The following is a 24,750-nucleotide window of genomic DNA, read 5'->3' as shown; positions in this document are numbered from 1 at the left end:
GTCAACTCGGACAGTCTTACATCACGGCGAGGATGTCGAGGCTGAAGACCAGCGTCGAGTTGGCCGGGATGGTGCCCGTCTCCTTGTCGCCGAAGCCCTGGTCCGGCGGGATGACCAGCAGGATGCGGCTGCCGACCTTCTTGCCGGTCAGGCCTTCCTTGAGTCCCTTGACCGACAGCTGGTCCATCGGCCAGGTGACCGTCTGGTCCGTGGCGTACGTGCTTTCGAAGGTCTTGTCGTCCTTCCACGTCTTGCCGTTGAACTTGACCACGACGCTGTCGGTGTCCTTGACGGCCGGGCCGTCACCCTCCAGCACGTAGTTCGACACCAGCTTCGCCGGCGGCGTCACGTCCTTCGGGACGGTCACGGAGACTTCCTTGCCGTCCGTGTTCGTACCGATCTTCGGCAGGTCCTTGTCGTCCTGCGCGACCTCCTTGCCCTTGGCCGAGGCCGGGACCGAGGTGCCCTTGACGATGTCCACGACGAAGACCAGCGTGGCGTTCGGCTTGATCTTGTCGCCGGAGCCCTTGTCGCCGTAACCGAGGTCCGGCGGGATCACGAGCTCCAGGCGGCTGCCGACCTTCTTGCCCTCGAGGCCCTGGTCCCAGCCCTTGATGACCATTCCCGCGCCGATGGTCACCTCGAACGGCTTGCCCTTGCCGAAGCTCTGGTCGAACGGCTCCTTGCCGTCCCAGACCTGGCCGTAGTAATTGACCTGGGCGACATCGCCCTTCTTCAGCGCCGGGCCGTTGCCCTCGCTGACGGTCACCACCTTCAGCTCCTTCGGCGGGTCGCCCTTGCCCTTGGACAGGGTCGGGGTCTCACCGAACTTGGCGCCCTTGGTGATCGCGGGCGCCCCGTTCTTCATCTCGGCGGAGTCGGAGCCGCTGTCGCCACAGGCTGCTGTCGACAGCAGCAAAAGGGGTACGACAAGCAGGCCGGCAAGTCGGCGCACGTGTTCCTCAGATCTCAGACGGCGGTGCGGTCGACGCCACTCTAAGGCGTGCGCAGGGCCCCGTACGAGATCCGTACGGGGCCCTGCACGAGATCAGCGCGATCTCACATCCCGGCGATCAGCTTCTCCACCCGGTCGTCCACCGACCGGAACGGGTCCTTGCACAGCACGGTCCGCTGCGCCTGGTCGTTCAGCTTGAGGTGCACCCAGTCGACCGTGAAGTCCCGCCGCTGCTCCTGTGCCCGGCGGATGAAATCGCCGCGCAGCCGCGCCCGTGTGGTCTGCGGGGGCACCGACTTGCCCTCGAAGATCTTGAGGTCGTTGCAGATCCGCGCCGCCTGCCCCTTGCGCTCCAGCAGGTAGTACAGCCCGCGCCGGCGGTGGATGTCGTGGTAGGCGAGGTCTATCTGGGCCACGCGCGGGTTCGACATGGTCATGCCGTGCTTGGCCCGGTACCGCTCGATCAGCTGGTACTTCATGACCCAGTCGATCTCGGTACCGATCCGGTCCAGGTCCTCCGCGTCGATCGCGTCGAGGGTGCGGCCCCACAGCTCCAGCACCTGGTCCACCGTGCCGGTACGGATCCCCCGGCGCTCGGCGAAGTCCACGGCCTTGTCGTAGTACTCGCGCTGGATCTCCAGCGCCGAGGCCTCCCGGCCGCTCGCCAGGCGCACCTTGCGCTGGCCCGTGATGTCGTGGCTGACCTCGCGGATCGCCCGGATCGGGTTCTCCAGGGTCAGGTCCCGCATCACCGTGCCCGCCTCGATCATGCGCAGCACCAGGTCGGTGGCCCCGACCTTCAGCAGCATGGTCGTCTCGGACATGTTCGAGTCCCCGACGATCACGTGCAGGCGGCGGTAGCGCTCGGCGTCCGCGTGCGGCTCGTCGCGGGTGTTGATGATCGGCCGCGACCGGGTCGTCGCGGAGCTGACGCCCTCCCAGATGTGCTCGGCCCGCTGGCTCACGCAGTAGACCGCGCCCCGGGGGGTCTGCAGCACCTTGCCCGCGCCGCAGATCAGCTGGCGCGTGACGAGGAACGGAATGAGGATGTCCGCCAGGCGGGAGAATTCCCCGTGCCGGGCCACCAGATAGTTCTCGTGGCAGCCGTACGAGTTGCCCGCCGAGTCGGTGTTGTTCTTGAAGAGATAGACGTCGCCCGCGATTCCCTCCTCGTGCAGGCGGCGTTCGGCGTCGACGAGCAGACCTTCGAGAATGCGCTCGCCTGCCTTGTCGTGCGTGACGAGTTCCGTCACGTTGTCGCATTCGGGAGTTGCGTATTCCGGATGCGAACCCACGTCGAGGTACAGGCGGGCGCCGTTCCGCAGGAAGACATTGCTGCTGCGGCCCCATGACACAACACGGCGGAAGAGGTAGCGCGCCACTTCGTCAGGAGACAGTCGGCGCTGTCCCCTGAACGTGCACGTGACGCCGTACTCGTTCTCCAGCCCGAAAATGCGGCGGTCCATGACTGAACATTACGCCTTCAGCACTGTTCTGAAACCGGGTTCGTGAACGCCGTTTCGATCAGTTGCCGACGAGCCGCTCCGCCGGACCGCCCGCCGCACCGTCCGCCGGGCCCTCCATCGCGCCCCCGCCGACGCCTTCCCCGGCCACGGCCGGCGAACCCGCCACCGTACGGGTCCGGCCCGGAGCGGCCATGACGCGCTGAGTGAGCATCAGCACCAGCAGCGCCGACGCGCCCGCGGCACACGCCACGCCGAACCCGCTCGCCGAACCACCCAGTTCCACCGCCGGCCCCGCCGCGGCCGTACCGATCGCCGCGCCCACACCGAAGAACGTCACCAGCCAAGAGAACGCCTCCGTCACCGTCCCCACCGGAGCGTGACGGTCCACGACGATGAACGCGCACGCCAGCGCCGGCGCCAGGAACACACCCGCCAGCGCCGCCAGCACCGTCATCGCCACCGGCCCCGGAACCAGTACCAGCGGCAGGTAGCACACCGCCAACAGCGCCACGATCGCCCGCAGCCGCCGCTCCGGCGCACCCGCCCACTGCCGCGCCCCGTACAGCACCCCGCCGGCCAGCGCGCCCAGACCCAGCGCCGCCATCAGCCAGCCGTACACCGACTGGCCCCCGTGGTCATCGGCGTACGCCACACCGGCCACCGTGATCGAACCCAGCGCCATGCCCACGAAGAAGAAGGCGCCCAGCAGCGCCCGCAGCCCCTTCGAGCGCAGCGCGCCCAGCCAGTGCGCCTCGCGCGGCTCCGAACGCCACCTGCGCGACGGCTCGCTGAGCACCACGGACAGCGCCCCCAGGACACCCAGCGCATGGATCACCAGCAGGGCCCCGGCCGGATCCCACAGCGAGACGCACAGCGTCACCAGCAGCGGCCCGACCGTGTACATGATCTCCTGCGCCACCGCGTCCATCGCGTACGCGGCGTGCACCCGCTCCTCCTTGCCCCCGAGCACCGAGGGCCACAGGGCCCGCAGCCCGCCCTCCAGCGGCGGCGCGAAGAACCCGCCGACGACCACGGCCCCGTACGCGGCCGCCGCCGCCCCGGTGCCCGCGAACGCGAGCCACGCCATGCCCAGCGCCGAGAGCACCGCGGCCGGCAGCTGCACCCGCGGCTGACCGAAGAGGTCCACGGCCCGCCCGAGCAGCGGCTGACCCACCGCGTTCGCCACCCCGTAGACCGCGGCGAGCGCGCCCGCGAGGCTGTAGCTGCCCCCCTCCGCGCGCGTGAACAGCACGATCGCGATCGCCGCGGTGGCGTTCGGCAGCCGGCCCACGAGCGTGCCCGCCAGCAGCCTCGCGGCGTGCCGGGTCCTGAGCAGCTCCGCGTATCCCGCGGCCATGTCCGCCCCCTTCTGCCCGGAGTCCCGCCGGGAGCCCATCTAGTAATACGTATAACGTCGGACGTCATACGTACCATGGCCACACCACGGGGGTCCAACCCGACGACCACCCCCACCCCCGCCGACCTCGTACAACAGGAGCACGGTGTGACGAGACCCACCAGCCGGGACGTGGCCACCGCCGCCGGGGTCTCGCAGGCCACCGTCTCCCTCGTCCTCGGCGACAAATGGCGCGGCCGCGTCTCCGAACGCACCGCCGGCCTGGTCCGCGAGGCCGCCACCACCCTCGGCTACCGGCCCAACCTCGCCGCCCGCAACCTCCGGCTCGGCTCCACCCGCACCGCGCTCCTCGTCGTCCCCGCCCTCACCAACGAGTTCTTCGCCCGCGTCTACACCGGCGCCGCCCGCATCGCGGCCGAACACGGCTTCGGCGTCGTCCTCTACCCCTCCCCCGAAGGCACCGGCCCCGCCCGCGACCCCTTCGCCTCCGCCCGCGCCGCCCTCGACGGCGTCATCGCCTCCTCCATGGCCGCCCACGCCCTCGACGCCATCGGCGACGCCGAGCTCCCCCTCGTCATGCTCGACAGCGACCCCACCGCCACGCGCGCCGCCGCCCACGTCAACCTCGCCATGGCCGACGGCATGCGCCAGGTCACCGAGCACCTCCTCGCGCTCGGCCACCGCCGCGTCCTCCACCTCGCCTCCGCCGTCGACTCCTGGACCTTCGACATCCGCGCCGAAGCCCTGGCCGCCCTGCTGGGCCCCCACGCCGAGCTGCGCACCGTACGGGCCCCGCTGACCGTCGCCGACGCCCACACGGCCATGGAGGCGGTCCTGGCGGCCCCCGGGTCCCGGCCCACCGCCGTCGTCTGCGACGACGACATCCTGGCCGCCGGCGCCTGCAAGGCCGCCCGCCGCCTGGGCCTGCGCGTCCCCGAGGACCTCTCCGTCACCGGCTTCGACGACCTCGCCCTCGCCACCGCCGTCGAGCCCGAGCTCACCACCGTCCACCTGCCCGCCGAACGCGTCGGCGAACAGGGCATGAGCGCCCTCCTCGCCGTCCTGGACGGCGCCCCCTGGACCGCCCCCGACCTCCCGGTCGACCTGATCGTCCGCGCCTCCACGGGCCTGGCCCCCGCCTGAGACGCGACGGCGCCCCCGGCCGGAAGGCCGGGGGCGCCGTTCGCGCGTGGATCCCTACTCGGAATCGTCCTCGGGAGCCTCGTCGTTCGACACGGCGTCGGCCTGCACGGCCGCCGTGACGTCCGCCTCCAGCAGCCGCGACAACTGCCGGCCCCGGATCCGCTTGAACTTCCGCTGCTGGGCCCGCGTCCGGTCCAGCACCGCGACCTCCAGCCGCTCGGCCGGAATCGTCTTGTCCGCACCGTTCGCCTGGCTCGACAGCGCCTGCACCGCGAGCTTCAGCGCCTCGGACAGGGTCATCCCGTCCCGGTGGCGCTGGTCCAGGTACGTACTGATCTGCTCGGCATTGCCGCCGACCGCGACCGAGCCGTGCTCGTCCACGATCGAACCGTCGTGCGGCAGCCGGTAGATCTGGTCGCCCGCGGCCGTCGCGCCGACCTCGGCCACCACCAGCTCCACCTCGTACGGCTTCTCGCCGGCGCTGGAGAAGATCGTGCCCAGCGTCTGCGCGTAGACGTTGGCCAGCCCACGGGCCGTCACATCGTCGCGGTCGTAGGTGTATCCGCGCAGATCGGCGTAGCGCACGCCGCCGATCCGCAGGTTCTCGTACTCGTTGTACTTGCCGGCGGCCGCGAAGCCGATCCGGTCGTAGATCTCGCTGAACTTGTGCAGCGCGCGGGACGGGTTCTCGCCGACGAACACGATGCCGTCGGCGTACTGCAGCACGACGAGGCTGCGACCGCGGGCGATGCCCTTCCGGGCGTATTCCGCCCGGTCGGCCATGGCCTGCTGGGGTGAGACGTAGAACGGAGTCGACACCGGTTATCCGTCCCTTTCTTCTGGGCGACGAGGAGGACTGGTCAGAGCAGGGCCGCGCGCGGCCCGTCGGGCTGCTCGAGCCGCCGGTTGGTGACGCTGCGGGCGAGTTCCTGCGACTGATCGTCCGTCAGCCTGCGGAATCCCTCGTCGGTGATGACGGTGACGATGGGGTAGATGTGGCGGTACAGGTCCGGCCCACCGGTCGCCGAGTCGTCGTCGGCGGCGTCGTACAGCGCCTGCACGACCAGCGTGGTGGCCTGCTCCTCCGTCAGATCGGGGCGGTACAGCTTCTTCATGGAGCCCCGGGCGAAGATGGAGCCCGATCCGGTGGCCGCGTAGCCGTGCTCCTCGGAGCGGCCGCCGGTCACGTCGTAGGAGAAGATCCGGCCCTTCTCCTTGGCCTCGTCGTACCCGGCGAACAGCGGGACGACGGCGAGCCCCTGCATCGCCATGCCCAGATTGCTCCGGATCATGGTGGAGAGCCGGTTGGCCTTGCCCTCCAGGGAGAGGGTCGTGCCCTCCACCTTCTCGAAGTGCTCCAGCTCCAGCTGGAACAGCTTCACCATCTCCACGGCCAGGCCGGCGGTACCGGCGATGCCCACCGCGGAGTACTCGTCTGCGGGGAACACCTTCTCGATGTCCCGCTGCGCGATCATGTTCCCCATGGTCGCCCGCCGGTCACCGGCGAGCACGACGCCGCCGGGGAACGTGGTGGCGACGATGGTCGTCCCGTGCGGCGCCTCGACGACCCCCTCGGGCAGCTTCCGGTTCCCCGGCAGCATCTCGGGCGAGTGCGCCCCCAGGAAGTCCATGAAGGACGAGGACCCCGGCGTCAGGAAGGCTGCCGGTAGACGCCCTGTGCCGCGATTGTTGGCTTCCACGCGTTTCCCTCCAGATACGAGATGGCCCGACGCAGGGTGTCGGGATCGTCTCCCAACTTGCCGATGGCCGAGTTGCAGTTGAAGCACAGTACGCCTCGGACCCTACCCGTCTCATGGCAATGATCCACATGCACGGCCGGAGCCTTCAGGCAGATACAACAGAGACCGCCCTGAGCTGCAATCATTTCGTCTCGCTCAGCCTCCGTCATGCCGTACGCACGCTTCAGATGAGCTGCCCGGCCTTCAGCGGCCCGGCACGCCTTGCAGCGTGTCGACAACCCGTCCGATGCCGTCTTGTTCCGATCCCATTCGGAGTGAGGCTTGGTCTCCCCGCACCGACGGCAGTACTTGTGCCCCTCTGGCACTTCAACGCGGGGGCGGACATTCTTCCCCTTGGCTTTCTGTCGCTGCTGGTGATACTCGGCCGCGCACGGCCTGCAGTAACACTGCAGGCCGTCACGCATGGCCCTGTTCGAGGCAAAAGCCTCAAGCGGCTTGAGTAACCCACACCGCGGACACTGCTTCTCCGCCCCGACACTCACTATCCCCAGCGAGTAATTCACCTTCGATTCGAAGGGAAAATCACTCGCCGCCCTTCTGAACGAAGGAGCGCACGAAGTCCTCGGCGTTTTCCTCGAGCACATCATCGATTTCGTCGAGTACAGAGTCGACGTCGTCGGAGAGCTTTTCCTGGCGCTCCTTGAGGTCGGTCGATTCCTCGACCGCCGCCTCCTCGACCTCCTCGGTCGAGCGAGTCGCCTTCTGCTGTCCGCCGCCGGTGTCCTTGGTCGCCATGTCTACCTCACCCCGCTCGGTTCGCGCGCTCATGTCGAGAGACCCCGGGATCGGGATCTCTCAAGATCAGACCCTACGTCGGACCCTACAAGGAGGGTCCGGCATTCGTCCCCGCACTTTCATAACGTGCGGCTGCTTTCATGATTCCCGGACCGGAGGCCTTTCAGGCCACCTCACTGCCCCGAAAGCACCCGCACCAGGTCCTCCGCCGTGCGGCAGCGGTCCAGGAGCTCCTTCACGTGCTTGCGGGTACCCCGCAGGGGTTCCAGCGTCGGGACTCGCTGGAGCGAGTCGCGGCCGGGGAGGTCGAAGATCACCGAGTCCCAGGAGGCCGCGGCCACGTCGTCCGCGTACTGCTCCAGGCACCGGCCCCGGAAGTACGCCCGGGTGTCCTCCGGCGGCTTGCCCTGCGCGCGCTCCACCGCCGGCTCCTCCACCAGCCGCTTCATCTTGCCGCGGGCCACCAGGCGGTTGTAGAGGCCCTTCTCGGGCCGTACGTCCGCGTACTGCAGGTCCACCAGGTGGAGCCGGGCGGCGTCCCAGCCGAGCCCGTCCCGCCTCCGGTAGCCCTCCAGGATCTCGCGCTTCGCGATCCAGTCGAGCTCGCCCGACAGGCTCATCGGGTCGCTCTCCAGCCGGCCCAGCACGTCCTCCCAGCGGGCCAGCACGTCCTTGGTCTGCTCGTCCGCGTCCGAGCCGAAACGCTCGTCCACGTACTTCCTGGCCAGCTCGAAGTACTCCATCTGGAGTTGTACGGCGGTCAGGGTTCGGCCGCTGCGCAGCGTGATCAGGTGTTGCAGGTCGGGGTCGTGGGAGACCTGGTGCAGGGTCCGCACGGGCTGGTCCACGGCCAGGTCGACGTTGATGAAGGAGTCCTCGATCATCGAGAGGACGAGGGCGGTGGTGCCGAGCTTGAGGTACGTCGAGATCTCGGAGAGGTTGGCGTCCCCGATGATCACGTGCAGCCGGCGGTACTTCTCGGCGTCCGAGTGCGGCTCGTCGCGCGTGTTGATGATGGGCCGCTTGAGCGTCGTCTCCAGGCCGACCTCGACCTCGAAGTAGTCCGCGCGCTGGCTGATCTGGAAGCCGTGCTCACGGCCGTCCTGGCCGATCCCGACCCGCCCCGCACCGGTCACGACCTGGCGGGAGACGAAGAAGGGTGTCAGGTGGCGCACGATCTCCGAGAAGGGGGTCTCCCGCTTCATCAGGTAGTTCTCGTGCGTGCCGTAGGAGGCGCCCTTGTTGTCGGTGTTGTTCTTGTAGAGGTGGATGGGCTGGGCGCCGGGGAGCTGGGCGGCCCGGACGGCGGCCTCGGCCATGATCCGCTCGCCGGCCTTGTCCCAGAGGACGGCGTCGAGCGGGTTGGTGATCTCCGGGGAGCTGTACTCGGGGTGCGCGTGGTCGACGTAGAGCCGCGCGCCGTTGGTGAGGATGACGTTGGCGAGGCCGATGTCCTCGTCGGTGAGCTGGCTGTTGTCGGCGGCCTCGCGGGCGAGGTCGAAGCCGCGGGCGTCCCGCAGCGGGTTCTCCTCCTCGAAGTCCCAGCGGGCGCGGCGCGCCCGGTGCATCGCCGCCGCGTAGGCGTTGACGATCTGGGACGAGGTGAGCATGGCATTGGCGTTCGGGTGCCCCGGGACGGAGATCCCGTACTCCGTCTCGATTCCCATTACTCGCCGTACGGTCATGCGGCCCTCCTTGCCCGGCGGCGCTCCCGTTCGGGAGCGGCGCTCAAGTACCGCTGGTGCTCCGGTGCGTGTGCGGTGCCCGTCCCCGCACTGCGCGACCGGCGGTACGGAAGAGCCTAGAACCACTCCACGCTGGTGGGGAGATCATTTCAGTCATTGACTTCACCCCGTCACCGGCTGAAAAGAGCAGTCGGTAAAGCAGTCGGCTGCGGGTGCCCGGGTAGGGCATCCGCAGCCGCCCTGTTCGATCAGAGGTACTGACCGGTGTTCGCCACCGTGTCGATGGAGCGTCCGGTGTCCGCGCCCTGCTTTCCGGTGACGAGGGTGCGGATGAATACGATCCGCTCGCCCTTCTTGCCGGAGATCCGGGCCCAGTCGTCGGGGTTGGTGGTGTTGGGAAGGTCCTCGTTCTCCTTGAACTCGTCCACGCAAGCCTGGAGGAGGTGGGAGACCCTGAGGCCCTTCTGGTTGTGTTCGAGGAAGGCCTTGATGGCCATCTTCTTGGCCCGGTCCACGATGTTCTGGATCATGGCGCCGGAGTTGAAGTCCTTGAAGTACAGGACTTCCTTGTCGCCGTTGGCGTACGTGACCTCGAGGAAGCGGTTTTCCTCGGTTTCGGCGTACATCTGCTCGACGACGGTCTGGATCATGCTGTGGACGGCGACCTCGGGCGAGCCGGAGTGCTCGGTGAGGTCGTCGGTGTGGAGCGGCAGGGACGCCTTGAGGTACTTGGCGAAGATGTCCTTCGCCGCTTCGGCGTCGGGGCGCTCGATCTTGATCTTCACGTCGAGCCGGCCGGGGCGCAGGATGGCCGGGTCGATCATGTCCTCGCGGTTGGAGGCGCCGATCACGATGACGTTCTCCAGGCCCTCCACACCGTCGATCTCGGCGAGCAGCTGCGGGACGATGGTGTTCTCCACGTCCGAGCTGACTCCGGATCCGCGGGTGCGGAAGAGGGACTCCATCTCGTCGAAGAAGACGATGACGGGGGTGCCCTCGCTGGCCTTCTCACGAGCACGCTGGAAGACGAGGCGGATGTGCCGCTCGGTCTCGCCGACGTACTTGTTGAGGAGTTCGGGGCCCTTGATGTTCAGGAAGTAGGACTTGCCCTGGGCCTGTCCGGTCACCTCGGCGACCTTCTTGGCAAGGGAGTTGGCCACTGCCTTCGCGATGAGCGTCTTGCCGCACCCGGGAGGGCCGTAGAGCAGGATGCCCTTCGGGGGCCGCAGTTCGTGTTCCTTGAAGAGGTCGGGGTAGAGGTACGGGAGCTCGACCGCGTCGCGGATCAGCTCGATCTGGTCGCCCAGGCCGCCGATCTTGTCGTAGTCGATGTCCGGGACCTCTTCGAGGACCAGGTCCTCGACCTCGCTCTTGGGGACGACCTCGTAGACGTAGCCGGAGCGGGGCTCGAGCAGGAGGGCGTCGCCGGGGCGGATGGTGATGTCCAGGAGCGGCTCGGCGAGCCTCACCACCCTTTCCTCGTCGGTGTGCCCGACCACCAGGGCGCGCTCGCCGTCCTCGAGGATCTCCTTGAGGGTGACGATGTCCCCGGCCCGTTCGAACTCCATGGCCTCGACCACGTTGAGGGCCTCGTTGAGCATGACCTCCTGGCCGCGCCGGAGGTCTTCCGGTTCGACGCTGGGGCTGACGTTCACGCGGAGCTTTCGGCCTCCGGTGAAGATGTCGACGGTGCCGTCTTCGTTCGCCTGAAGGAAGACACCGAAGCCGGCCGGCGGCTGCGCGAGCCGGTCGACTTCCTCCTTGAGCGCGATGATCTGGTCGCGGGCCTCACGGAGCGTATTTGCCAGTCGCTCGTTTTGCGCGGAGACGCCGGCCAGGTTTGTCTGGAGCTCGACGATCCGCTCTTCGAGAATCCTCGTGTGTCGCGGAGAGTCGGCGAGCTTACGTCGCAGGACGGCGATTTCCTGCTCGAGATAGGCAACCTGACCGGCGGGGTCCTCAGACCCTCGCCCGGGCCGGATGCCGCGGTTGATGTCGTCGTCGTGGGCTGCCACGGTCCTCACCTCCTCCAAGGGGAGCTGGACGCTTCCTGACCCTACCTGGGCTGGTGGTGATTGAAACCCCTAGATCACAAAGACGGTAGAGGTGTGTCCGATCTTCACCCTTGCGTACTCCCTCACGCCAAGGAAATACCCACCCATCAACATCGGAAAGCGGCCGGTTGTAAGGTCGAACTGTTCAACACCCGTCAGGGCCCGCGCGACTTGCCGCGGCTCGTGGCGGAAACGGATCACTGAGCGCAGGGAACGGCAGGAGATATGACCGTGCAGCAGGAGGCTCCCACGGGTGGTGCCGGGCAGGCCGGCGAGCCGCTCGAGGTCTGGATCGACCAGGACCTGTGCACCGGTGACGGCATCTGTGTGCAGTACGCGCCGGAGGTGTTCGAGCTGGACATCGACGGTCTGGCGTATGTGAAGAGCCCCGAGGACGAGCTTCTGGTGGACGCGGGGGCGACGACTCCGGTCCCCCTCACGCTCCTGCAGGACGTGGTGGACTCCGCGAAGGAGTGCCCGGGCGACTGCATCCACGTAAGGCGCGTTTCGGACAGGGTCGAGGTCTACGGTCCCGACGCGGAGTGACGGTTCAAACACTTCCGGCGTCTGAGTTCGTCAGCTCCTGGCGGAATTTTCCGCCGCTCCAGCGCCACTTGGCGAGCTGCTTCACGTCGGGGCTGTAGCGGGGCACCTGGGGCGAGGAGTAGCCGAGGAGGCTGGCGGTGATGACTCCGTCGCGCACGGTGAGCTCGGTGGCGGTCTGCCTCTTCCCGGCCTCCAGCAGGGTGGCCACGACCCTGGGCGTCGCGCCCGGCGCCTTGTCCTGGGCGAGTACGTAGATCGTGTGGGGCGGGGTCCCGGATCCGGCGTCGCAGCGCACGGCGACCACGGTCTCGGGGCGGCCGTCGCCGTCGAGGTCGCCCTGGGCGGTGGCCGTGACGGCCGTCGGGAGGCCCTTGCAGTCCAGCGGGTACGTGACCGCGGCCGGATCGGGGGCGGCGGCCCGCGGGCCGCTCGCGGGGGCCGTCGAGGGGCCGGCGTGGCCGGTGGCGGAGGCGTCCGGCTGGATGAGTCCCGCGGCGGCTACGACGGCGGCCATGGCGGTGGCCGTGGCGAGCCAGTGCAGGGGCCTGGCGCTGCTGTGGGCCAGGAAGTCCGGTGTCGGCGTCAGCTCGGCGGGGCGGTGCGGCACGCGGGGTGTCTCCTGTGCGAAGGGTGACGGGGAGCCAGCATCGTGCCACACCTCACACCGGGGCGGAACGGCCGGGTCCGTGTCGGCTGGGGCCGGTATGGGGGGCCACTGGTGGGACAACGAAAAGGCGCTGTGGCGCAGTTCCCGGATCGTCCGGGGAACTGCGCCACAGCGCCTTGGTGTTGGCTGGGCCGGGCGGCCTCGCCTCCGGCTATGCGGAGCGGTCGCTGCCGGGTCCGTCGTAGTCCTCGCCGTAGGCGCCCTTGGCGGGGCGGCGCCGGCGCATGGGCGGCTCGACGCCGTCGGCGAGGCGGCGGGCGGTGACGAGGAAGCCGGTGTGGCCGATCATCCGGTGGTCCGGGCGGACGGCCAGGCCCTCGACGTGCCAGTTGCGGATCATCGATTCCCACGGCTGCGGCTCGGCGAAGCAGCCGATCTCGCGGATGGACTCGACGGTCTTGGAGAGCTGGGTGGTGGTGGCCACGTAGCAGCACAGGATGCCGCCGGGGACCAGCGCCTTGGAGACGGCCTCCAGGCACTCCCAGGGGGCGAGCATGTCGAGGATCACGCGGTCGACGTCCGTGTCGGACAGGTTGTCCTGGAGGTCGCCGACGGTCAGCTGCCAGGCCGGGTGGGGGCCGCCGAAGTAGCGTTCCACGTTGGCGGTGGCGATCTCGGCGAAGTCCGCTCGGCGCTCGTAGCTGTGGAGCATGCCCTGGTCGCCGATGGCGCGCAGCAGGAAGCTGCTCAGGGAGCCGGAGCCCACCCCCGCCTCCACGACGCGGGCGCCGGGGAAGATGTCGGCGAAGGCCAGGATCTGGCCCGCGTCCTTGGGGTAGACCACGGCGGCGCCGCGGGGCATGGACAGGACATAGTCGGGGAGCAGGGGACGCAGCGCGAGATAGGCGACGTTGCCCGTGGTACGGACGACGCTTCCCTCGGGGGAGCCGATCAGCTCGTCGTGCGGGAAGGAACCCTTGTGGGTGTGGAAATTCTTCCCGGCTTCGAGCGTGAACGTGTAGTGGCGGCCCTTGGGGTCGGTGAGCTGAACCTGGTCCCCGACCTCGAAGGGCCCGCGTCGGCGGGCGGCACCGGTCGGTTCGGACATGTGACCAGTGTATTGGCTTCAGGACTGGGGCCGCGCCATGGCCTTCACGAAGGCCTTCTCGACGTCGAGGGTGGACAGGACGCCGTAGATCTCGCCGGAGGGTTCGAGGACGAGGTACTCGGTTGCGGGGGTGGCCCGGAGGTGGTCGAGGAGCTCCTCGCCGGAGAGTTCGGCCGAGACCTTCATCCCGTCGGTGAGCTCCTGGGCGAGGGTGCTCACGGCGACCCAGGGGCGGCGGTGTTCGGGGACGGAGGCGATGGCGCTCTCGCGGACGATGGACAGCGGATCGCCGTGGCCGTCGACGACGACGATGGCGCGGGCTCCGTGGGCGTTGGCCCGGCGCAGGGCCTCCGAGAGCGGGGTGGCGTTCTCGACGGGGACGGCGCGCCGGGTGAGGGTGCGGGCGCGCAGTTCGGGGAGGTGTTCGCGCAGGCGGGCCATGCGCAGGCTGTTGCCGGCGCCGGTCCAGATGATGGCGGCGAGGATCGCGGCGAGCAGGGCGTCCATGACGGTGTTCATGCCGCCGATGTCGTCCGTGCCGGCGCCCAGGACACCGGTGTGGGTGATCATCGGGAGCCCGATGAGGACGGCGACCGCGAGGCCCCGGCCGACCCAGGCGGCGGCGACGGTGCCGGTCATGGGCTTGCCGGTGATGCCCCAGATGACGGCGCGCAGCATGCGGCCCCCGTCGAGGGGGAGGCCGGGGAGCAGGTTGAACGCGGCGACGAGCAGGTTGGAGATCATCAGACCGGCGAGCAGGACGCCGGGGACGGTGGCCGGGTCTACGAGCTCCATGCCGAGGTAGAAGGCGCCGGCGAGGAGGATCGACAGGAGGGGGCCGACGAAGGCGAGGACGAATTCGCGGCCGGGGGTCTCGGACTCCTTCTCGATCTCGGAGACGCCGCCGAAGAACTGGAGCTGGATCCGGCGCACGGGCAGTTTGAAGCGCAGCGCGGCGACGGTGTGGGCGAGTTCGTGGACGAGGACCGAGGCGTAGAAGGCGACGGCGAAGAAGAGGGAGACGAGGTAGCGGGCCGGGCCGAGGTCGGGCAGGACGCGGTCGAGCTGGTCGCCGAAGACCCAGGTGATGAGGGCGGCGACGAGGAACCAGCTGGGCGAGACGTAGACGGGCACGCCGAAGGGGCGGCCCATGAGGATGCCGCCGCCCGGTCCGGAGCGCTTGTCTGCGCGCTCGCCGGTTTCGTCGGTGTCTGCCACGGCTTTCCTTCGTTCGGTGCTGTCCGGCGGGTTGCGGCCGGCGATGCTTTCAGTGTGGTGCAGGTGCACGTTCGGTGCGGGGCGGGGTTCCCGGTAGCGCGGTGTGATGCTCCGATCATGCAGTGCGAGGGTGCTCGTCGTCGATGGTATGCGCGCGCTGTCGGCGGCGGGTCGTAGGGTTTTGTCCATGACGACGAGCCCCGGTCCGGTTCCTGGCGCAGCCGATGCCGACGCAGCGCCGCGCGCTGTGGCGCCCTCTTCGCTCTCCCCTTCGCGGGCGAGCGATTTCATGCAGTGCCCGCTGCTGTACCGGTTCCGGGTGATCGACAAGCTGCCGGAGAAGCCGAGTGCGGCGGCGACGCGGGGCACGCTGGTGCACGCGGTGCTGGAGCGGCTCTTCGACCACCCGGCGGTGGAGCGGACGGCTCCGCGGGCGAAGGCGCTGATCCCGGGGCAGTGGGACCGGCTGCTGGAGTCGAAGCCGGAGCTGTCGGAGCTGTTCCCTGAGGCGGACGAGGGGGCGGGGCTGGCGCGCTGGCTGACGGAGGCCGAGGCGCTGGTGGAGCGGTGGTTCACGCTGGAGGACCCGACGCGGCTGGAGCCGGTGGAGCGGGAGTTCTTCGTGGAGACGGAGCTGGAGTCGGGGCTGCGGCTGCGCGGGATCATCGACCGGGTGGACGTGGCGCCGTCGGGCGAGGTGCGGATCGTCGACTACAAGACGGGCAAGGCGCCGCGGCCGGAGTACGCCGAGGGCGCACTGTTCCAGATGAAGTTCTACGCGCTGGTGGTGTGGCGGCTGAAGCAGGTCGTGCCGCGGCGGCTGCAGCTGGTGTACCTGGGCAGTGGGGACGTACTGACGTACGACCCGGTGATCGCGGACCTGGAGCGGGTGGAGCGCAAGCTCCTGGCGCTGTGGGACGCGATCAAGGAGGCGACGGAGACGGGTGACTGGCGGCCGCGGCCGACGAAGCTGTGCGGCTGGTGCGATCACCAGGCGGTGTGTCCGGAGTTCGGCGGGACTCCCCCGGTCTATCCGCTGGTGATCGCCCCGAGGCCGGAGGCCGGACCCGGGCCCGGGGCCGGGGAATCCTGAGGGGTCGCTCAGGGCAGAATGGGCGGCGTCCGTCGATGCCGCCGTACGAATACGAGGTACCCCACCGTGGCGATCCGCGTCCTACTGGTCGACGACCAGCCGCTGCTGCGCACCGGCTTCCGGATGATCCTGGAGGCCGAACAGGACCTGGCGGTCGTCGGGGAGGCCGGGGACGGTCTGCAGGCGCTGGACCAGGTACGGGCGCTGCAGCCCGACGTGGTGCTGATGGACATCCGGATGCCCCGGATGGACGGGGTGGAGGCGACCCGGCAGATCACGGGTCCGGGACGGGACGGCCCGGCGAAGGTGCTCGTGCTGACCACCTTCGACCTGGACGAGTACGTGGTGGAGGCGCTGCGGGCGGGGGCGAGCGGGTTCCTGCTGAAGGACGCGCCGGCCGTCGAGCTGGTGCAGGCGATCCGGGTGGTCGCGGGCGGCGAGGCGATGCTGGCGCCGAGCATCACCCGGCGGCTGCTGGACAAGTACGCGGGCCATCTGCCGTCGGGCCAGGAGAGCGTGCCGGACACGCTGGGCACGCTGACCGAGCGCGAGGTCGAGGTGCTGAAGCTGGTGGCGCGCGGCCTGTCGAACGCGGAGATCGCGGCGGACCTGTTCGTCAGCGAGACGACGGTGAAGACGCACGTGGGGCACGTGCTGACGAAGCTGGGCCTGCGCGACCGGGTCCAGGCGGCGGTGTACGCGTACGAGAGCGGTCTGGTGCGGCCGGGCGCCGGGGCGTAGCACCACCCGGGAACGGCCGAAGGGGCCGGCGGCCGCGTCACGCGGCTGCCGGCCCCTTCGCCGTACCGGGTCGGGTCAGCCCTTGCTGATCTCCCAGAAGCGGAAGACGGTGGAGGCGTCCAGCGACCACTGCAGGCCGGTCACGTTCTGGCGGGTGACGGCGTACTGCTTGCTCTGCCAGAGCGGGAGCAGCGGGATCTCGTCGGCGACGATGTCCTGCAGCCGGTTGTAGTCCGGGTTGGCCGCGGTGCGGTCGGACTTGGCGGCGGTCGACGGGATGATCGTCCCGCTGATCTCCTTGTTGTCGTAGTTGTTGTGCACGACGTTGTCCGGGCCGAAGAACGGCTGGGTGAAGCTGTCGGCGTCGGGGTAGTCGGGGACCCAGCCCTTGACGTACACGCCGTACTTGCCGTCCTGGACGTCCTTCTCGTACTGCGTGAACTCGACGGACTTGACGTCGGCCTCGAAGAGTCCGCTCTCGTTGAGCTGCTTGGCGATGAGCTGGAACTGCTGGTCGGTGGAGGGGCCGTTGCGCGTCGTCGTCGAGTACAGGGTGATCTTCACCTTGTCCTTGATGCCGGCGGCGCGCAGGACGGCCTCGGCCTTCTTCGGCTGCGGGCTGCCGCCGTAGCGGTCGAAGAAGGCGGTGTTGTGGGAGGCGATGCCCGCCGGGACGATCGAGTAGAGGGAGGTCGTCGTGCCGTCGTAGACCTCCTTGACGATCGCTTCGCGGTCCACGAGGTAGGCGATGGCCTTGCGGATCGGGAGCTTGCCGGCGACCGGGTCGTTCATGTTGAAGACGAGGTGCTCGACTTCGGCGCCGGTGCCCTGGACGACCTCGACCTTGTTGTCCCCGGTCTTGGTGGAGGACAGGGCGGCGATGTCCTTGGCGGCGAGGCCGCGGAAGGCGAAGTCGACGTCGCCGCCTTCCAGGACCTTCTTCAGGCCGGCCTGGTCGCCGTTGAAGAACTTGAGCGTGACGCCGGTGTTCTTCGCCTTGGCCTTGCCGCTGTAGTTCTCGTTGACGGAGAAGCCGGCGCTCTTGTCGTTGAAGGAGTCCAGCTTGTAGACGCCCGAGCCGACGGCCTTGTTGTCGGTGCGCAGCTTGTCCGCCGGGTACTCGCTGTGGTCCACGATCGAGCCGGCGCCCGAGGCGATCTTGCTGGGGAAGGTCGCGTCGGAGGTCTTGAGGCGGAAGAGGACGGTCTTGTCGTCGGGGGTGTCGATGCCGGCGATCGACGCGAGCATCACGGCGGGGCCGTTGTCGTCGTTGATCTTCAGCGTGCGCTCGAAGGAGTACTTGACGTCCTTGGAGGTGAGCGGGTGGCCGTTGCTGAACTTCAGGCCGGCGCGCAGGGTGCACTTGTAGAGCTTGCTGTCGCCGCCCTCGAAGTTGCAGCTCTGCGCGGCGTCGGGCTCCGGCGTGGTGCCGCCGCCCTTGGGGAAGGCCAGCAGGGACTGGAAGACGTTGTTGAAGAGCAGCCAGGACCCGGCGTCGTAGCCGGAGGCGGGGTCGGTGGACCGTACCCGGTCGGATATGCCCATGACCACGCCCTTGCCGCCGCCGTCGGCGGTGGGGCTGCCGGTCGAACCGCAACCGCTGAGCAGTGCGGCGGCGGTGGCCGCGCCGAGCGGGGCCGCAAGCCACTGGTTACGTCTCATCACGCGAACGTCCTTCACAGTCAGTCGAACTGTTTCGTTGCGCCGGCCTGCGACACCCGCCGCCGGTACTGCCGGTACTGCAGGTCTCAGCCGCTGACGCCGCGGCCGAGTTCCCACAGCTGGAGGTCGGAGATGGCGTTGACCGACCACTCCACTCCGGTGATCCCGTCGCGTGCGGCGACGTACTGCTTGCCCTGCCACAGGGGCAGGACGGGCACGTCCTCGGCGACGATGTCCTGCATCTCCGTGATCGCGGGGACGGCGACGTTGCGGTCGACGGCGCGCCGGGATTCGGGGATGAGCCTGGTGCGCACCGCGGCGTTGGCGTACGGCGTGCCCAGGAAGTTGTCCTGCTCCAGGAACGGGGCGAGGAAGTTGTCGGCGTCCGGGTAGTCGGGGAACCAGCCGAGCCCGTAGGCGGCGTAGTCGCCCTTCTTCTGCGCGGGCCGGAAGTCGGACCAGTCGGAGCCCTGGACGGTGACGTCGAACAGCTGGGTGGAGTTCAGCTGGTTCTTGAGGGTCTCGAACTCGGTGGCCGTGCCGTCGCCGTAGTGGTCCTTGGTGTAGTTCAGCGTCAGCTTGACCGGGGTCTTGATCCCGGCTGCCTTCAGCAGGTCGGCGGCCTTCGCGGTGTTGGCCTCGCCGTACTTGTTGAAGAACGAGTTGACGTGGCCGGGCACGGAGGAGGGGACCAGCGAGTACAGCGGCTGCGCGGACTTGCCGTACACCTTGTCGATGATCGCGTTGCGGTCGACGGCGGCGGCGAGGGCCTGGCGCACGGCCTTGTCCTTGACGGCCGGGGCATCGGTGTTGAAGCCGATGTAGCGGATCTCCAGGCCGGGCATCGGGACCAGCTTGACGCCCTTGGGCGGCTTGGCGGCGAACTCGGTGATCTGGGCGGGCGACAGGGTGCGCGAGACCACGTGGACGGTTCCGGCGGTGAGGGCCTTGCCCATGGCCGCCGTGTCATTGAAGGTGCGCAGCTCGACCTTGTCGTTCTGCAGCTTCAAGTCGCCCTTGTAGTTGGGGTTCTTGGTGAAGACGGCCCGGACGAGGTGGTTGTCCTTGACCTCGGCCTTCATCGTGTACGGGCCGGAGCCGTCGACGGCGAAGCCCTCGCGGAGCTTCTTCGCGTCGTAGCTCTTCTCGCTGACGATGCCGGCGGCCGGGGTGGAGAGCTTGTACGGGAAGGTCGCGTCCGGGGTCTTCAGGTGGAAGACGACGGTGTCGGCGGACTTCACCTCGACGGTGTCGAGGGTGGAGAGCAGCGAGGAGGGGCCGTTCTCGTCCTTGATGGCGAGGACGCGGTCGATGGAGAACTTGACGTCCTTGGCCGTGAGGGGCTCGCCGCTCGCGAACTTGAGGCCGGGGCGCAGGGTGCACCGGTAGCTCTCGTTGCCCGTGTCGGTGAAGCGGCAGTCGGAGGCCGCTTCGGGGACGGGCTGGCCGCCGCCGCGGGGGGTGTGCATCAGCGTCTGGACGGTCTGCCGCAGGACGTTCCAGGCGCCGGCATCGTAGGCGTAGGCCGGGTCGAACGGTGCGGGGGCGTAGTCGGCCGCCTCGAACCGGTCGGTGGTTCCGACGACGATCGCTCCGGATCCCGCTCCGCCTCCGCTCGTGCTGCCGCAGGCGGCGAGCGTGGGGGTGAGCAGTCCGGCCGCAGCCGTCAGCACCAGGGTCTTGCGGTTCATGCTGGAAGTACTCCCTTGACCGGCACTTGCTCAAAGCGGCGTAAAGGGCACTTCGCGGCGGTCGCCCGTTCAGGGCGGAACGATCGGGCCGGTGTTGTGACGATCGGTCCACGCGGTTCCGGCACATGGGTGTGCGTCCGGGACAGCAGAGGTGCGGCGTAGTGCCCGCGTCGACATTAGTGGTCTGGGAGGGGATGGCTTGAACTGGCAGGACTTGGGGCGTAATCGCACGGTGATGGGTGCGGACTGCCTGTCCATGTACCGGTCATCACAGATTCGGTCAGGAGCTGATCAATCCGGACACAAGGGCAGGTTTCCAAGCCCCCGGACAGGTCCGTCGAGGGCTTGGCGGGTGACAAAGGTCACCCGCTAAAACTGCCACGGAAAGGATGGAATTTCAGCCTCCGGGCCATGGAACGGAAGATCCTTCCGTGGGACCTGGGTCACACCACGAATCCGTTCGGCACTGAGCGTATGCGATCAGTTCATCGGAGTGATGATGGAGCGCAGGAACGGAAGGTCCACGTCCTCCAGCGAGCGGACGATGGTGCGGCCGGGCGCGGGCGCGATGGTGCCGACGGAGGGCACGGCCACGACCCGGCAGCCGGCGGCCTCGGCGGAGGCCACGCCCGTCGCGGTGTCCTCGATGACCGCGCAGCGCGAGGGGTGCGCGCCGAGGGTGTGGGCCGCGAGCAGGTACGGGTCGGGGTGCGGCTTCGTACGGACCACCTCGTCGCCGGCCACGCTCAGCGCGAACCGCTCGCGGCCCAGGGTGCGCAGCACCCGGTCGATGACGCTGCGGTGCGAGGCGGAGACGAGGGCGGTGGGCACGTTGTGCCGGGCCAGCTCGGCCAGCAGCCGCTCGGCGCCGGGCATCAGCGGGACCTGATCGGCGATCCGTGCCTCGAACCGCTCGTTCAGCAGGACGCTCAGCTCCGAAAGGGTGATGGCGGCGCCGGTGGACTCGATGAGGAAGGCGGCGCTGCGCGTCATCGGCCCGCCGACGACGACGTCGCGCCAGGACTCCTCCAGCCGGTGGCCGAGCTCGGTGAAGACGTCCACCTCGATCTCCCACCAGAAGCCCTCGGTGTCGACGAGGGTGCCGTCCATGTCCAGCAGCACCGCCTGCAGGGCATGCCCGTCGGCCGTACGGGCGACGGACGCGGGAACGGTGCTGGTCATCCGGCACACACCTCTCTCAGGGGACGAGAAGGCCGGCCGCCTCTTCCCCATGGGCATTCCCCGGGGAACAGGCGACCGGCCTGTATGGGACCGACAAGTGTACGTCGGTCCGCGTCAGCGTGCGTTGAAATACTTCGCTTCGGGGTGGTGGATGACGATCGCGTCGGTGGACTGCTCCGGGTGGAGCTGGAACTCCTCGGAGAGGTGGACGCCGATCCGCTCCGGCTGGAGGAGCTCGGCGATCTTGGCACGGTCCTCCAGGTCGGGGCAGGCCCCGTAGCCCAGCGAGAAGCGCGCGCCGCGGTACTTGAGGTCGAACATGTCCTCCACGGCGGCCGGGTCCTCGCCGCCGAAGCCGAGCTCGGCGCGGACGCGGGCGTGCCAGTACTCGGCCATGGCCTCGGCGAGCTGGACCGACAGGCCGTGCAGCTCCAGGTACTCGCGGTACGAGTCGGACTCGAACAGCTTGGCCGTGGCCTCGCCGATCCTGGACCCGACGGTGACCACCTGGAGGCCGACCACGTCGGTCTCGCCGGACTCCTCCGGGCGGAAGAAGTCGGCCAGGCACAGGCGCCGGCCGCGGCGCTGGCGCGGGAAGGTGAAGCGGGTCCGCTCGTTGCCGTCGTCGTCGAGGATGATCAGGTCCTCGCCCTTGGCGACGCAGGGGAAGTACCCGTAGACCACCGCGGCCTCGAGCAGGTTCTCGGTGTGCAGCTTGTCGAGGAGGCCGCGCAGCCGCGGCCGGCCCTCGCTCTCCACCAGCTCCTCGTACGTCGCCCCGCCGGCGCGGGCCTGCTTGAGGCCCCACTGGCCCTTGAACAGCGCGCCCTCGTCCAGCCAGGAGGCGTAGTCCTTCAGCGGGATGCCCTTGACCACGCGGGTGCCCCAGAACGGCGGGGTGGGGACGGGATTGTCGACGGCCACGTCGGAGCGGCCGCCCTTCTCCTCCGGCTCGTCCACCTGGAGGACGGTGCCCGCGGCGCCGTCCGCTGATGTTCCCGTGCGCTTGGCGACGCGGCGCTGCTTGAGCTCGGGCAGGGTGGCGCCCGGGACGCCGCGCTTGACGGCGATCAGGGCGTCCATCAGGCGCAGGCCCTCGAACGCGTCGCGGGCGTAGCGGACCTCGCCCTCGTAGATCTCGTGGAGGTCCTGTTCGACGTAGGCGCGGGTGAGGGCGGCGCCGCCGAGGATCACCGGGTAGTCGGCCGCCAGCTTGCGCTGGTTGAGCTCCTCCAGGTTCTCCTTCATGATCACGGTCGACTTCACGAGCAGGCCGGACATGCCGATGACGTCGGCCTTGTGCTCCTGCGCGGCTTCGAGGATCGCGGAGACCGGCTGCTTGATGCCGATGTTGACGACGTTGTAGCCGTTGTTGGTGAGGATGATGTCGACGAGGTTCTTGCCGATGTCGTGGACGTCGCCGCGGACGGTGGCGAGCACGATGGTGCCCTTGCCCTCGTCGTCGGTCTTCTCCATGTGCGGTTCGAGGTAGGCGACCGCGGTCTTCATGACCTCGGCGGACTGGAGGACGAACGGCAGCTGCATCTGGCCGGAGCCGAACAGCTCGCCGACGACCTTCATGCCCTCCAGGAGGGTGTCGTTGACGATGTCGAGGGCGGGGCGGGTCTGCAGGGCCTCGTCGAGGTCGGCCTCCAGGCCGTTCTTCTCGCCGTCGATGATGCGGCGCTGGAGCCGCTCGTCGAGCGGGAGCGCCATGAGCTCCTCGGCACGGCCGGCCTTGAGGGACTTGGTGTTGACGCCCTCGAAGAGCGCCATCAGCTTCTGGAGCGGGTCGTAGTCCTCGGCGCGCCGGTCGTAGATCAGGTCGAGGGCGGTGGTGACCTGCTCCTCGTCGAAGCGCGCGATGGGCAGGATCTTGGAGGCGTGGACGATCGCCGAGTCCAGGCCGGCCTTGACGCACTCGTCGAGGAAGACCGAGTTCAGCAGGACGCGGGCGGCCGGGTTCAGGCCGAAGGAGATGTTGGACAGGCCGAGCGTGGTCTGGACGTCCGGGTGGCGGCGCTTGAGCTCGCGGATCGACTCGATCGTCGCGATGCCGTCCTTGCGGGACTCCTCCTGGCCGGTGCAGATGGTGAAGGTCAGCGTGTCGATGAGGATGTCCGACTCGTTGATGCCCCAGTTGCCGGTCAGGTCCTCGATCAGGCGCTCGGCGATGGCGACCTTGTGCTCTACGGTGCGGGCCTGGCCCTCCTCGTCGATGGTCAGCGCGATCAGCGCGGCGCCGTGCTCGCGGGCCAGCCGGGTGACCTTCGCGAAGCGGGACTCGGGGCCGTCGCCGTCCTCGTAGTTCACCGAGTTGATGACGGCGCGGCCGCCCAGCTTCTCCAGGCCCGCCTGGATCACGGGGACCTCGGTGGAGTCCAGGACGATCGGCAGCGTCGAGGCCGTGGCGAAGCGGCCCGCGAGCTCCTTCATGTCGGCGACGCCGTCGCGGCCGACGTAGTCCACGCAGAGGTCGAGCATGTGCGCGCCCTCGCGGATCTGGTCGCGGGCCATCTCGACGCAGTCGTCCCAGCGGGCGTCGAGCATGGCCTCGCGGAACTTCTTCGAGCCGTTCGCGTTCGTCCGCTCGCCGATCGCCATGTACGCGGTGTCCTGGCGGAACGGGACGGTCTGGTAGAGCGAGGACGCGCCGGGCTCAGGGCGGGGCTCGCGGACGGCCGGGCTGAGCCCGCGGACCCGCTCGACGACCTGGCGCAGGTGCTCCGGCGTCGTGCCGCAGCAGCCGCCGACGAGGGAGAGCCCGTACTCGCGCACGAAGGTCTCCTGGGCGTCGGCGAGCTCGGGGGCGGACAGCGGGTAGTGCGCGCCGTTCTTGCCGAGGACGGGCAGGCCGGCGTTGGGCATGCAGGAGAGGGGGATGCGCGCGTTGCGGGCCAGGTGGCGCAGGTGCTCGCTCATCTCGGCGGGGCCGGTGGCGCAGTTCAGGCCGATCATGTCGATGCCGAGCGGCTCCAGCGCGGTGAGCGCGGCGCCGATCTCGGAGCCGAGCAGCATGGTGCCGGTGGTCTCGACGGTGACGGAGCAGATCAGCGGGACGGAGACGCCCAGGGCCTCCATGGCGCGGCGGGCGCCGATGATGGAGGACTTGGTCTGCAGGAGGTCCTGGGTGGTCTCGACGAGCAGGGCATCGGCCCCGCCGGAGATCAGGCCCTCGGCGTTGACCTGGTAGGCGTCGCGGATCGTCGCGTAGTCGATGTGGCCCAGGGTGGGCAGCTTGGTGCCCGGGCCCATCGAGCCGAGGACCCAGCGCTGCTGCCCGGTGGCGACGGTGTACTCGTCGGCGACCTCGCGGGCGATGCGGGCGCCGGACTCCGACAGCTCGAAATTGCGTTCGGGAATGTCGTACTCGGCGAGCGCGGCGAAGTTGGCGCCGAAGGTGTTGGTCTCCACGCAGTCCACGCCCACCGCGAAGTACGCGTCGTGGACGGAGCGCACGATGTCGGGGCGGGTGACGTTCAGCACCTCGTTGCAGCCTTCGAGCTGCTGGAAGTCCTCCATGGAGGGGTCCTGCGCCTGGAGCATCGTTCCCATGGCTCCGTCGGCGACGACCACGCGGGTCGCGAGCGCCTCTCGGAGGGCATCGGCCCGGGTCTGGGTGTCAGCGGGCGGGTTAGGCAACGAGGCCATGGTTCTGCTCCCTGGGATGCGACGGCTGTCGGCTTTGCACCCTCGCTGTGTCAAGGGTGCACGCGGTCAGGGTAACCGCGCGGCACCTGCCCCGGT

General features: G+C 69.1%; 20 protein-coding genes. 4 read left to right on the top strand and 16 right to left on the bottom strand.

The features are described from left to right. Positions 1-16 precede the first annotated feature (16 nt). From K7B10_RS31005 to K7B10_RS30995, 3 genes are all read right to left on the bottom strand, one after another. Positions 17-955, bottom strand: coding sequence for an FKBP-type peptidyl-prolyl cis-trans isomerase (locus K7B10_RS31005; RefSeq protein WP_229341170.1), 939 nt, complete (start codon positions 953-955; stop codon positions 17-19). A 104-nt stretch (positions 956-1,059) separates the two neighbouring features. Next, a complete protein-coding gene (gene pafA, locus K7B10_RS31000) occupies positions 1,060-2,421 on the bottom strand; it encodes a Pup--protein ligase (protein WP_030157196.1) in 1,362 nt (453 codons plus the stop codon). Between the two features lie 58 nt (positions 2,422-2,479). Beyond that, positions 2,480-3,778, bottom strand: coding sequence for an MFS transporter (locus tag K7B10_RS30995; RefSeq protein ID WP_229341168.1), 1,299 nt, complete (start codon positions 3,776-3,778; stop codon positions 2,480-2,482). A 147-nt stretch (positions 3,779-3,925) separates the two neighbouring features. Here K7B10_RS30995 and K7B10_RS30990 point away from each other — a divergent pair, with 147 nt between their 5' ends. Next, positions 3,926-4,921: a LacI family DNA-binding transcriptional regulator gene (locus K7B10_RS30990; RefSeq protein ID WP_229341166.1), complete on the top strand. Its 996-nt coding sequence runs from the start codon at positions 3,926-3,928 to the stop codon at positions 4,919-4,921. Positions 4,922-4,975: 54 nt separating this feature from the next. On the opposite strand, the gene prcA is transcribed toward K7B10_RS30990, so the two are convergent. From prcA to arc, 6 genes are all read right to left on the bottom strand, one after another. Further along, positions 4,976-5,740, bottom strand: coding sequence for a proteasome subunit alpha (gene prcA, locus K7B10_RS30985; RefSeq protein WP_229341164.1), 765 nt, complete (start codon positions 5,738-5,740; stop codon positions 4,976-4,978). Between the two features lie 41 nt (positions 5,741-5,781). Continuing rightward, entirely contained in the window at positions 5,782-6,621 is an 840-nt protein-coding gene (gene prcB, locus K7B10_RS30980) for a proteasome subunit beta (protein ID WP_229341158.1), read from the bottom strand. Continuing rightward, positions 6,573-7,085 (bottom strand): endonuclease VII domain-containing protein, encoded by a 513-nt coding sequence (locus K7B10_RS30975; RefSeq protein ID WP_229341149.1) that lies wholly within the window; start codon positions 7,083-7,085, stop codon positions 6,573-6,575. The genes prcB and K7B10_RS30975 overlap by 49 nt, the downstream gene beginning before the upstream one ends. A gap of 118 nt (positions 7,086-7,203) precedes the next feature. Next, complete coding sequence (locus K7B10_RS30970) at positions 7,204-7,416, bottom strand: ubiquitin-like protein Pup (protein WP_030233608.1); 213 nt, start codon at positions 7,414-7,416, stop codon at positions 7,204-7,206. 173 nt (positions 7,417-7,589) lie between these two features. After that, complete coding sequence (dop, locus tag K7B10_RS30965; RefSeq protein ID WP_229341147.1) at positions 7,590-9,101, bottom strand: depupylase/deamidase Dop; 1,512 nt, start codon at positions 9,099-9,101, stop codon at positions 7,590-7,592. A 248-nt stretch (positions 9,102-9,349) separates the two neighbouring features. Beyond that, positions 9,350-11,116, bottom strand: coding sequence for a proteasome ATPase (gene arc, locus K7B10_RS30960; RefSeq protein WP_030860268.1), 1,767 nt, complete (start codon positions 11,114-11,116; stop codon positions 9,350-9,352). Between the two features lie 264 nt (positions 11,117-11,380). Between arc and K7B10_RS30955 the strand changes: the two genes are divergently transcribed. Then, entirely contained in the window at positions 11,381-11,701 is a 321-nt protein-coding gene (locus K7B10_RS30955; RefSeq protein ID WP_030860269.1) for a ferredoxin, read from the top strand. A gap of 4 nt (positions 11,702-11,705) precedes the next feature. On the opposite strand, the gene K7B10_RS30950 is transcribed toward K7B10_RS30955, so the two are convergent. From K7B10_RS30950 to K7B10_RS30940, 3 genes are all read right to left on the bottom strand, one after another. Then, positions 11,706-12,308, bottom strand: coding sequence for a hypothetical protein (locus K7B10_RS30950; RefSeq protein WP_229341138.1), 603 nt, complete (start codon positions 12,306-12,308; stop codon positions 11,706-11,708). 211 nt (positions 12,309-12,519) lie between these two features. Then, on the bottom strand, positions 12,520-13,416 hold the full coding sequence (locus K7B10_RS30945; RefSeq protein WP_030157179.1) for a tRNA (adenine-N1)-methyltransferase: 897 nt from the start codon (positions 13,414-13,416) through the stop codon (positions 12,520-12,522). Between the two features lie 18 nt (positions 13,417-13,434). Further along, positions 13,435-14,634, bottom strand: coding sequence for a site-2 protease family protein (locus K7B10_RS30940; RefSeq protein ID WP_372481490.1), 1,200 nt, complete (start codon positions 14,632-14,634; stop codon positions 13,435-13,437). A 187-nt stretch (positions 14,635-14,821) separates the two neighbouring features. Between K7B10_RS30940 and K7B10_RS30935 the strand changes: the two genes are divergently transcribed. Next, positions 14,822-15,727 (top strand): RecB family exonuclease, encoded by a 906-nt coding sequence (locus K7B10_RS30935; protein WP_229341134.1) that lies wholly within the window; start codon positions 14,822-14,824, stop codon positions 15,725-15,727. Between the two features lie 66 nt (positions 15,728-15,793). After that, positions 15,794-16,468: a response regulator gene (locus tag K7B10_RS30930; protein ID WP_229341132.1), complete on the top strand. Its 675-nt coding sequence runs from the start codon at positions 15,794-15,796 to the stop codon at positions 16,466-16,468. A gap of 75 nt (positions 16,469-16,543) precedes the next feature. Here K7B10_RS30930 and K7B10_RS30925 read toward each other — a convergent pair whose 3' ends face one another. The 4 genes from K7B10_RS30925 to metH all read right to left on the bottom strand — a co-directional run bounded on the left by K7B10_RS30925 (position 16,544) and on the right by metH (position 24,654). Next, positions 16,544-18,133, bottom strand: coding sequence for an ABC transporter substrate-binding protein (locus K7B10_RS30925; RefSeq protein WP_443735053.1), 1,590 nt, complete (start codon positions 18,131-18,133; stop codon positions 16,544-16,546). A gap of 83 nt (positions 18,134-18,216) precedes the next feature. Beyond that, a complete protein-coding gene (locus K7B10_RS30920; protein WP_229341128.1) occupies positions 18,217-19,821 on the bottom strand; it encodes an ABC transporter substrate-binding protein in 1,605 nt (534 codons plus the stop codon). Between the two features lie 480 nt (positions 19,822-20,301). Next, positions 20,302-21,003: an HAD family hydrolase gene (locus tag K7B10_RS30915; protein ID WP_229341126.1), complete on the bottom strand. Its 702-nt coding sequence runs from the start codon at positions 21,001-21,003 to the stop codon at positions 20,302-20,304. A gap of 114 nt (positions 21,004-21,117) precedes the next feature. Further along, positions 21,118-24,654 (bottom strand): methionine synthase, encoded by a 3,537-nt coding sequence (gene metH / locus K7B10_RS30910; protein ID WP_229341124.1) that lies wholly within the window; start codon positions 24,652-24,654, stop codon positions 21,118-21,120. Positions 24,655-24,750 lie beyond the last annotated feature (96 nt).

Source organism: Streptomyces flavotricini (genome assembly GCF_020639365.1).
Lineage (GTDB): Bacteria > Actinomycetota > Actinomycetes > Streptomycetales > Streptomycetaceae > Streptomyces > Streptomyces flavotricini.
Note: the sequence above shows the minus strand (reverse complement) of the source record. Positions and strands in the feature narration are given on the sequence as shown.